The sequence below is a fragment of the Cryobacterium sp. Hh38 genome, from assembly GCF_004403235.1.
GTDB lineage: Bacteria > Actinomycetota > Actinomycetes > Actinomycetales > Microbacteriaceae > Cryobacterium > Cryobacterium levicorallinum.
The window spans coordinates 113852-123233 of record NZ_SOHD01000002.1; the positions used below are offsets into that span (position 1 = coordinate 113852).

Here is a 9382-nt window from a genome sequence, read left to right on the forward strand (position 1 = left end):
CTGACGTGTTTCTCCGCGGTGTTGATCAAACACAGCACCGATTTACCGCAGCACCGATTTACCGCACAACGTTTCATAGCACCTTTGTTTTGAAGCATTTCTTGCGCCACCTGAAAGGGGCACTCCATGGCCACATTCGTTGACCACGTGACGCTGCATTTACGAGCGGGCAATGGAGGAAACGGATGCGTTTCGGTCAAGCGCGAGAAGTTCAAACCCCTCGCCGGCCCCGACGGCGGCAACGGTGGCGGCGGCGGAGACCTCGTGCTCGTGGCCGATCCGAGCACGACCACCCTGCTCGGCTACCACCGCTCACCGCACCGCAGCTCCGACAATGGCGGCCCCGGCATGGGTGACCACCGCAACGGGCACAACGGCGACCTGCGTGAGCTCATGGTGCCCATCGGTACCGTCGTCAAGGACATCGAGGGCAACGAGCTGCTCGATATGAATGAACCCGGGCTGCGCCTCGTCGTCGCGCCCGGCGGTCAGGGCGGGCTCGGTAACGCTGCCCTCGCTTCGACCAAGCGCAAGGCCCCCGGCTTCGCCCTGCTCGGCACGCTCGGCTGGGAAGGCGACGTTTACCTTGAGCTCAAGACGGTAGCGGATGTCGCGCTCGTTGGATATCCCTCCGCCGGCAAATCCAGCCTCATCGCCGCCATGAGCGCGGCTCGGCCCAAGATTGCCGACTACCCGTTCACCACGCTGCACCCCAACCTTGGCGTCGTCGAATCCGGCGAGTCGCGCTATACCATCGCCGACGTACCCGGACTGATCGAGGGTGCGAGCGAGGGAAAGGGCCTCGGCCTGGAGTTCCTGCGCCATGTCGAGCGCTGTACCGCCCTGCTGCACGTGCTCGACTGTGCCACCCTTGAGCCCGGCCGTGACCCGATCAGCGACCTCGACGTCATCCTCGGCGAACTGGACGCCTACCCGGTGCCCGAGGGCCAGAAGCCGCTGCTGCAGCGCTCCCAGCTCATCGCCCTGAACAAGATCGACGTACCGGAAGGCCGCGAACTTGCCGCCTTCGTCAAGGCCGACCTCGAAGCCCGCGGCTACCGCGTCTTCGAGATCTCCACCGTCACCCACGAGGGCCTCAAGCAGCTCAACTATGCCCTCGCCGAGGTCGTCGAACAGGGCCGCGTCGAGGCAGCTGCAGCCGAAGCGAAGAAGCCGCGCATCATCATCCGTCCCAAGGCCGTCGACGAGGGTGGCTTCGTCATCAAGGTCGAGGGTGGCACCTTCGGCAACATCTACCGCATCCTCGGCACCAAGCCGGAACGCTGGATCCAGCAGACCGACTTCACCAACGACGAGGCCGTCGGCTTCCTCGCCGACCGACTCGCCAAACTCGGTATCGAGAACGAACTGTACAAGTCGGGTGCCATCGCCGGCTCGACCGTCATCATCGGCCCGGGCCATGGTGTCGTCTTCGACTGGGAGCCCACGCTCACCTCGACCGCCGAACTCATCACGGCTCCCCGCGGAACAGACGCCCGCCTTGACGAGCCCAAACGTCGTACCAGTAACGAACGCCGCGAGGAGTACTTCGGCAGGATGGATGCCAAGTCATCGGCCCGCGCCGAACTCATTCGTGAGCGCGAAGCCGGAATGTGGCAGACCGGTGAAGAGGAATACAACGAGGACGTGCGCCTCGCCGACGTCACGGTGGCTGCGGACGGCAGCGTCGCCCCGGTCGACACTGAGGTCGAGGTCGAGGTCGAGGTCGAAACAAACGTCGACGCCGACAGCGAGAACGACACAACGGAAGAAGTACAGAAGTGAGTGGCCTAGCTAGAGAAAATGTAGCGAGCGCGAAACGGGTCGTCGTGAAGGTCGGCTCGTCGTCGATCAGCGGCGACAACTCCGACCAGATCACCCTACTGGTCGACGCTCTGGCCGAGTCTTACGGTCGCGGCACCGAGGTCGTGCTCATCTCCTCCGGCGCGGTTGCCACCGGCATGCCATTCCTGAACCTGGAAGAACGTCCGAGTGACGTCGCCACCCAGCAGGCGGCTGCCGCCGTCGGTCAGAACGTGCTCATCTTTCGATACCAGGAGAGCCTGGACCGGTACGGCATCGCCGCCGGCACGGTGCTGCTGACCGAGGGCGACGCCCTCAAGGAGCCGCACCGCAGCAATACCCGGCGCGCGCTCGAGCGTCTGCTCGACCTGCGCATCCTGCCCGTCGTCAACGAGAACGACACCGTCGCCGTGTACGGCCTGCGCTTTGGAAGCAACGACCGTCTCGCCGCACTCGTTGCCACGCTCATCCACGCGGACCTGCTCATCATGCTCAGCGACGTTGACGCGCTCTACACCAAGCCGCCGCACCTGCCCGGCGCCGAGAAGCTCGATTTCATCGCGGCGGATGACCCGCTCGACGGTTTCGAGTTCAGCTCTAGTGGAGCGACCGGGGTCGGTACCGGGGGAGCGAGCACGAAGGTCGTCGCGGCCCGCCTCGCGACCAAGGCCGGAACCGCCGTTCTGGTCACCTCGACCGAATTGGCCGCTGCAGCCCTGCGCGGCGAGCACGTCGGCACCTGGTTCGAGCCGACGGCCAGCGAAGAGCGTCGCGCCCTACTCTGAGCCGGATCGGGAGCCCGACCCGGCTGCGCTAAACTGCCTCTGGTCGCTTCCGTTGCGTCCGTAATTCTCGCCGGAGGACCAGTTACATGTGCGGTTGCAGTCCGTTGATACGTGCACTATTCATGGTTTCCGAGTGAGGGCCCGCTCGCAGGAACTTGTTCGTTCGGCGGCGCGCATCGTCGTCAAAGTGGGTTCCTCGTCGATCAGCGGCGAGAATTCCGGGCAGATCGCACCGCTCGTTGATGCCCTCGCCGAAGCCCATGGCCGCGGCACCGAGGTTATCCTGGTGTCGTCGGGTGCGATCGCCATAGGCATGCCGTACCTGAAGCTGCAGGAGCGCCCCACCGACCTGGCGACCCAGCAGGCCGCGGCATCCGTTGGTCAGAATTTGTTGATCTTTCGCTACCAGGACAGCCTCGACCGCTATGACATCGTCGCAGGGCAGGTGCTGCTCACCGCGAGCGATCTCGATAACGCCACCCACCGCGGCAATGCCCAGCGGGCGATGGAGCGCCTGATGGCGTTGCGGATCCTGCCGATCGTGAACGAAAACGACACGGTGGCGACCCACGAAATTCGATTCGGTGACAACGATCGACTCGCCGCCCTCGTAGCCATCCTGATCGACGCCGACCTGCTGGTGCTACTCAGCGACGTCGACGCGCTCTACACCTGCCCGCCGCACCTGCCCGGCGCCGAGCGCATCAGCCACGTCGCTTCCGGCGATCCACTGATCGGCATGGAATTTGGCGCGACCAAGGTCAACGGGGTGGGCACCGGGGGAGCGAGCACCAAGATCACGGCCGCCCGGATCGCCGCGCAGGCCGGAACCGCCGTGCTCGTCACCGCGACCGGACTCGTGTCCGAAGCGTTGCGCGGCGAACCGGTCGGAACCTGGTTTGAACCCTCGCCGGCACCGTCGGCCCAGCGCATCCGCTGAGAAAGTCTAAATAGTCTCTCGGCAGGCCCTCCGGTAAACTGGCGGGCATGTTGCAGTCACTGAACGATGTCGCCCAGCTCACGCCCACCCTTGAGGCCGCTCGCACCGCTTCCCTGTCGCTCGCTTCGGCACCGACAGAGGTGAAGAACACGGCGCTCAAGCTGATCGCCCAGTCTTTGCGGGAGAACGTCGCGGCTATCGTCACGGCGAACCAGATCGACCTCGATGCTGGGGCGACCAACGGCCTGACCGCCGGGCTGCTCGACCGGCTCAAGCTCGACGAGGCGCGTCTCACGGCTCTCGCTGATTCCGTCGACCAGATCGCCCTATTGACCGACCCGGTCGGCCAGGTCGTGCGCGGCAGCAGCCTGCCCAACGGCATCAAGATCAGCCAGGTGCGCGTGCCGTTCGGCGTCATCGGCGTCATCTATGAGGCCCGCCCCAACGTCACCGTCGACCTCGCCGCCCTCGCCATTAAGAGCGGCAACGCTGTCGTGCTGCGCGGTGGGTCCGCCGCCGAGAACAGCAACCGAGTTCTCATCGATCTCGTCCAGGCCGCCATCGCCGCGGCCGGGCTCAACCCCGACTCGGTGCAGACCATCGATCCCTTCGGCCGGGCCGGCGCGACCGAACTCATGAAGGCACGCGGCTTCGTCGATGTGCTCATTCCGCGCGGCAGCGCCAACCTCATTCGCACCGTCGTGACCGAGTCCCAGGTTCCCGTCATTGAAACCGGCGCCGGCGTCGTGCACATCTTCCTCGACGAAACGGCCACCAAGCAGTGGGCGATCGACATCGTGCACAACTCCAAAACGCACCGGCCCAGCGTCTGCAACGCCCTCGAAACCCTGCTCGTGCACCGCAGCGCCGCCGAACGACTTCTGCCCGACGTGCTGGCCAAGCTGGAAGCCTCCGGGGTGACGATTCACGCGGATGCCCGCACCCGCGCCCTCTACCCGTCCGCCGTCCCGGCGACCGACGATGACTGGGCCACCGAATATATGAGCCTCGACCTCTCGGTCGCGATCGTGGATTCTCTCGACGAGGCGATTGCGCACATCCGTCGCTATTCGACCGGGCACACCGAGTCGATCATTACCAACGACCTGCAGAACGCGGAGCGGTTCCTGAACGAGGTGGATTCGGCCTCGGTCATGGTCAACACCTCGACTCGGTTCACCGACGGCGGCGAGTTCGGTTTCGGCGCCGAGGTGGGCATTTCCACCCAGAAGCTGCATGCCCGCGGCCCGATGGGGTTGCCCGAGCTGACCAGCACCAAGTGGATCGTGCGCGGCACCGGACAGGTGCGCTCGTAGCTTTAGCCAGGTCACTGCTGGCTGCCGCTAGAATGGGTACGGCGGCGTGAAACGTCGCACCCATAATTTGATTTGAACAGCTCGAGCAGCGTGCTGGTCGTTGTGCCTGAATGGAGAACCGATGTCCTTTGTGACTGCTGTGCTGACCGAGGTCGAGCACATCGCCCTGCCGCTGCCCCTGATTGCCTACCCGATGGTCGCGGCCGTGTTGTTCCTCGCCCTCGGCATCGTGCTGTGGAGCTTTCGCGATGTCTCCAACCGTCACAGTGGTAAGGCCGACGCCTACGCGGCAGCGCACGGCGGACACGGCTCCAGCACCGGTGGCCACTAGAAGCCTGATCATAACGTGACAGTTCGTCGTCCGCGCATCGGCGTGATGGGCGGTACCTTCGACCCCATCCACCATGGACACCTCGTCGCCGCGAGCGAAGTGGCGCAGAGCTTCGACCTGGACGAAGTCGTCTTCGTACCCACCGGGCAACCTTGGCAAAAAAGCGGCGTGACCGGCGGGGAGCATCGTTACCTGATGACGGTCATTGCCACCGCGTCGAATCCCCGATTCACCACCAGCCGCGTCGATATCGACCGGGTCGGGCCGACATATACGATCGACACGCTTCGGGACCTGCACGAGGAACGACCAGACGCCGAACTGTTCTTCATCACCGGAGCGGATGCCATCACGCAGATTCTCGGGTGGAAAGACGTGCGCGAGCTGTGGCAGCTGGCCCATTTCGTCGCTGTGAGTCGCCCGGGGCATGAGCTGAGCGTTTCGGGTTTACCCAACCAGGACGTAAGCTTGTTGGAAGTTCCGGCACTGTCCATTTCGTCTACTGACTGCCGGGCACGGGTCAATCGGGGTTTCCCGGTCTGGTATCTGGTCCCCGATGGGGTCGTCCAGTACATCTCAAAGCATCATCTGTATCGGAGTGTGGCATGACGTTGGGAGAGCCTCAGCCGCTCAGCCGACGTCAGGCGCGTGAACTTGCGCGTCATCAGGAGCCCGTTCCCGTTCTTGACGTGCCCGCGCTGACCCCCGCAGCCTTACGCCCAGCTGCGCTGGCAGCCCCGGGGAGTGCCCCAGTCGCGCGGCGGTCCAGTCGCCACCACACGCCCGACCGAGCCAGCGAACCGGCCGAGTCGGCGGCATCCACTGCACCAGCGGAAACCCCGACACCCCCGTCTGCGGTTCCCGCCGTCGAGCACGCCCTCAGCCGCCGCGAACTGCGAGCCCTGCAGGCGCGTCAAAATCAATCAGAGCAAGAGGATGCCGTGCCGACGGTGTCAGCGCCGGTCGCGCGCGAGGCCGCGGTTCCCGAGGCCGAGCTGATCGAGGCCGAGCTGATGGAACCGGAGCAGATCGAATCGGAGCAGATCGAATCGGAGCGGAGTGAGCCCGCCGGTTGGACTCCGCCCGTCGGTCACTGGTCCGTTGATTCGGGCGAGCAAACGCCGGTGCACGCGCCCGAACAGTCGCTGGATGAACTGATCAATCGCGGAATCGGCGCCGGCGGCATCCCAACGACGACGAATGCGCTCATTCTGCCGTCGATTCCGCATCAGGGCCCCAGCGTGAGTCCGATCTCCAACACCGGTGAGATCATAATCACGGGATCTTTCGATCTGCCACGCAGTCTTGGCTCCACCGGGGCGCATCCCAATCTGTTTGATTCGTCCGAGATGGACCACATGATGGACCAGCTCGATGCTGACCAGCTTGGCGGCGACTCGGCACCGGTCAGTGCCAGTCGCGCAGTGAGTACGCATGCCTCGACTCGCGGCATGCTGACGCCGCCAAAGAAGCAGCGAGCGTCGCTTCCCATGGTTCTGGTCATCACGACGGCGATCCTTGCGGTCAGTGTTCTCGCTCTCTTCGTGACTGGCTACCTGTTGGGCATTTTCTAGTGCCGCTACGCGGATCGATCCCACAATTTTCTCCGACGCGTCGATGTGACTCGTTTCCCTCCGTTCCCCCCATCATCGCCGCGTGCGCATTCACGTCCCGCGGCACAATCTCAAGGATTCAGTTATGACCACGTCGCCGCACGCCCTCGAGCTGCTCAAAATTGCCGTTGCCGCCGCCGATTCGAAGGGTGGGGAAGATCTGGTTGCGCTTGACGTGTCCAATCCGCTTCCCCTGGCTGATATTTTCTTCATCGTCACCGGACGCTCCGAACGTAACGTCGTTGCCATCGCCGGTGAAATCGAAGACAAGCTAATCGAGGCCGGCCACAAGCCGCTCCGCCGTGAAGGACGCGCTGCCGGACGCTGGGTCCTCGTTGACTTCGGCGACCTGGTCGTGCACGTCTTCCACGAGGAAGAGCGCCAGTACTACGCTCTGGAGCGCCTGTGGAAGGACTGCCCGGTGATTCCGACCGGGATTCCGGCCAAAGTGGCAGCCGAAGTTGACGCGGAAGGCGACACGGAAGAGGTCGCGGAGTAGCTTCGGTTTCGCAGATCACATTCTGTGTTGTAAGCTAACAAAGTTGTTTCGGAGAGATTCGAAACGACAATCTGGGTCCGTGGCGCAGCTGGTAGCGCACCTGCATGGCATGCAGGGGGTCAGGGGTTCGAATCCCCTCGGATCCACCAGAATAAAAAAGCCCCGACAGTGTCGGGGCTTTTTTGTGCCCTCTCCCGGTATTTTTGGAGCCGGCTAAAAAGTGTTGCAATCTTCATGACGAGTTTTTTTCGTGAGTTTCTGCGGCCGAGTGCCAGAGTTAGTCGACTCCCCGACCTGGCTGGGCAAGAGTGGCATCCTTGCCAGGTTCAAAGCTGCCAAAGAAATACCGCGTGGCGGGTATCGGAAAAAGTTTTGGGCAGCGATAATCTCTTAGTGGTTGATCCCACAAGCACGAATTCAATATATGCGTCCCGAATGCATCCCTCATAAATTGGAGATATACAGCATGAAGAAGACCACCGTTCAATTGTTAGACGACCTCGACGGTTCCGTTATCGAGAATGGCTCGGGGGCATCCGTTTCTTTCGCGTTTGAGGGCGACTCCTATGAGGTCGATCTGTCAGAAAAGAATCTCGCTGAGTTTCGTGCAGCCTTGAAGCCCTACGCCGACGTTGCCCGCAGAGTTGGCTATGTTCCCGCGAAAGCGCGAGCCGCCAGCGGATCAAAGTCGGATCGTGCCGAGCTTCAAGCCGTGCGGGCATGGGCTGCGGCCAATGGCATTCAGGTTTCCGACCGCGGGCGCATTGCGGCGACCGTTCGTGAGGCCTATTCACGAGCACAGGCCAACTAAGACAGGTTCTGCTTTATGCACGAGGATGTGCGGTGTCCCTGCCTGAGCGGAGACACCTATTCCGCCTGCTGCGGTCGGTTTCACGCCGGCGCGGCCGTTCCTTCCACCGCCCAGTGGTTGATGCGGTCGCGTTACAGCGCCTTTGCACTCGGTCACGCGCAGTATCTGCTGGACACCTGGCATCCGCTCACTAAGCCGAGCTCGCTCGAATTAGACCCGTCCCTCACCTGGCGTCGCCTTGACATTCTGCGGACCGAGAGCGGGGGAATGCTCGATAGCGACGGCGTCGTCGAATTCACTGCTCACTATCGCCAGGATGGTATTCCCGGGCAGCAACATGAAGTTAGCCGCTTTCAGAAGGTGACGGGGTGTTGGTATTACCTCGACGGCGAATCGGCGGGCTGACCACTCCCGGCGGCGTCTTCCCAGCCATGCGTCATAGATTGAATGCCATGTCTAACGCCCTCTCCCGCGATATCGCCACCGGCACCGATCCCCGGCATCCGGTGCGTCGCGCGTTGGGCCGGGCACGGGCCTGGGTTGATGGGCATGCTTATCTGCTCTTCGCCTATCGCCTGGCGGTTGCCCTGCTGGGCACCCTCGTCATTCTTGTGGGAGTCATTCTGATCCCCCTGCCTGGGCCGGGCTGGCTCATCGTTTTTCTGGGCCTCGCCGTGCTTGGAACGGAGTTCGCCTCGGCTCGACGGGTGGGTGCGTTCCTCAAACGGATCGTCACTCGTGCCTGGGCCTGGTGGCGCGCACGCCGTGCTCGCCGCGTTGCGAGCTCGGCGTAACCCTCGCCAGGGCGGCTGCTTCAGCGGCCGAAGGGCATGGCGGGAGCGCTGAAGAACAGTGACGCCAGAATGGCGACGTAAACGATGACGAAAATTGCCGGGGTGACGTAGCGCACGACATTCACCCACGGCGCCATGGCAATGATGCACCGGGTGAGCGCGCTGGGCGCTTCCAGGGCCCGCAGGTCGGCGATGACGGCGAGACCCTCGTTGGCGGCACTTATCTGTGCAAGGGCACCAAAAATACCCGAGGCGAGCAGGATGCCTGCCGCAGCGATGCGTACGGCCGGGTCAGCGGTTGCCAGTCCGAGTGCGAGAAAGCCGACGACAGCGGTCAGCAGAAACGTCGGGGCGGCCTGGGACACGATAATGTGTGCGCGTGCCTTGCCCCAGAAAGTTATGAGCTGGGATTCCGTCATGGTGGCTCCATTCGTTGTGGCACCGCCGACGGCGCCTGACTCCATTCTTGCGTGTTCAGCGTGTTCAGCGT

12 protein-coding genes and 1 tRNA gene are annotated in these 9382 nt (G+C 63.4%); 12 read left to right on the forward strand and 1 reads right to left on the reverse strand.

Translation table 11 applies throughout. From position 1 onward, the window contains the following. Positions 1–126 precede the first annotated feature (126 nt). The 12 genes from obgE (at position 127) to E3T41_RS00735 (ending at position 8892) form a co-directional block, all read left to right on the forward strand. Complete coding sequence (gene obgE, locus E3T41_RS00680) at positions 127–1785, forward strand: GTPase ObgE (RefSeq protein WP_134476777.1); 1659 nt, start codon at positions 127–129, stop codon at positions 1783–1785. Next, positions 1782–2588, forward strand: coding sequence for a glutamate 5-kinase (proB, locus tag E3T41_RS00685; protein WP_092450780.1), 807 nt, complete (start codon positions 1782–1784; stop codon positions 2586–2588). The genes obgE and proB (E3T41_RS00685) overlap by 4 nt, the downstream gene beginning before the upstream one ends. A gap of 133 nt (positions 2589–2721) precedes the next feature. Beyond that, complete coding sequence (proB, locus tag E3T41_RS00690; protein ID WP_092450778.1) at positions 2722–3528, forward strand: glutamate 5-kinase; 807 nt, start codon at positions 2722–2724, stop codon at positions 3526–3528. A gap of 47 nt (positions 3529–3575) precedes the next feature. Continuing rightward, the gene (locus tag E3T41_RS00695; protein WP_092450776.1) at positions 3576–4844 is read left to right on the forward strand and encodes a glutamate-5-semialdehyde dehydrogenase; all 1269 of its coding nucleotides are present in this window, start codon (positions 3576–3578) and stop codon (positions 4842–4844) included. A 121-nt stretch (positions 4845–4965) separates the two neighbouring features. Beyond that, positions 4966–5175, forward strand: a complete 210-nt coding sequence (locus E3T41_RS00700) for a hypothetical protein (protein ID WP_092450774.1) — start codon at positions 4966–4968, stop codon at positions 5173–5175. A gap of 15 nt (positions 5176–5190) precedes the next feature. After that, a complete protein-coding gene (gene nadD / locus E3T41_RS00705) occupies positions 5191–5784 on the forward strand; it encodes a nicotinate-nucleotide adenylyltransferase (RefSeq protein WP_092450772.1) in 594 nt (197 codons plus the stop codon). Then, complete coding sequence (locus tag E3T41_RS00710) at positions 5781–6749, forward strand: hypothetical protein (protein ID WP_134476779.1); 969 nt, start codon at positions 5781–5783, stop codon at positions 6747–6749. Before nadD ends, E3T41_RS00710 begins: the two co-directional genes overlap by 4 nt. A gap of 124 nt (positions 6750–6873) precedes the next feature. Then, positions 6874–7287, forward strand: a complete 414-nt coding sequence (rsfS, locus tag E3T41_RS00715; RefSeq protein ID WP_104133119.1) for a ribosome silencing factor — start codon at positions 6874–6876, stop codon at positions 7285–7287. 73 nt (positions 7288–7360) lie between these two features. Beyond that, positions 7361–7436 (forward strand) — tRNA-Ala (locus E3T41_RS00720). 317 nt (positions 7437–7753) lie between these two features. Then, a complete protein-coding gene (locus E3T41_RS00725) occupies positions 7754–8098 on the forward strand; it encodes an Lsr2 family protein (protein ID WP_104133120.1) in 345 nt (114 codons plus the stop codon). Between the two features lie 15 nt (positions 8099–8113). Further along, complete coding sequence (locus E3T41_RS00730; protein WP_092450764.1) at positions 8114–8503, forward strand: YchJ family protein; 390 nt, start codon at positions 8114–8116, stop codon at positions 8501–8503. 47 nt (positions 8504–8550) lie between these two features. Next, positions 8551–8892 carry a TIGR02611 family protein gene (locus tag E3T41_RS00735; protein ID WP_092450762.1) on the forward strand — a complete coding sequence of 114 codons (342 nt, stop codon included), beginning with the start codon at positions 8551–8553 and terminating at the stop codon, positions 8890–8892. A 20-nt stretch (positions 8893–8912) separates the two neighbouring features. On the opposite strand, the gene E3T41_RS00740 is transcribed toward E3T41_RS00735, so the two are convergent. After that, positions 8913–9311, reverse strand: coding sequence for a hypothetical protein (locus tag E3T41_RS00740; RefSeq protein WP_134471194.1), 399 nt, complete (start codon positions 9309–9311; stop codon positions 8913–8915). Positions 9312–9382 lie beyond the last annotated feature (71 nt).

Coding starts and splice junctions, on each gene's coding strand:
- obgE (WP_134476777.1), top strand. CDS start 127: ATGGCCACATTCGTTGACCACGTGACGCTGCATTTACGAGCGGGCAAT.
- E3T41_RS00695 (WP_092450776.1), top strand. CDS start 3,576: ATGTTGCAGTCACTGAACGATGTCGCCCAGCTCACGCCCACCCTTGAG.
- E3T41_RS00700 (WP_092450774.1), top strand. CDS start 4,966: ATGTCCTTTGTGACTGCTGTGCTGACCGAGGTCGAGCACATCGCCCTG.
- E3T41_RS00710 (WP_134476779.1), top strand. CDS start 5,781: ATGACGTTGGGAGAGCCTCAGCCGCTCAGCCGACGTCAGGCGCGTGAA.
- rsfS (WP_104133119.1), top strand. CDS start 6,874: ATGACCACGTCGCCGCACGCCCTCGAGCTGCTCAAAATTGCCGTTGCC.
- E3T41_RS00725 (WP_104133120.1), top strand. CDS start 7,754: ATGAAGAAGACCACCGTTCAATTGTTAGACGACCTCGACGGTTCCGTT.
- E3T41_RS00730 (WP_092450764.1), top strand. CDS start 8,114: ATGCACGAGGATGTGCGGTGTCCCTGCCTGAGCGGAGACACCTATTCC.
- E3T41_RS00735 (WP_092450762.1), top strand. CDS start 8,551: ATGTCTAACGCCCTCTCCCGCGATATCGCCACCGGCACCGATCCCCGG.
- E3T41_RS00740 (WP_134471194.1), bottom strand. CDS start 9,311: ATGACGGAATCCCAGCTCATAACTTTCTGGGGCAAGGCACGCGCACAC.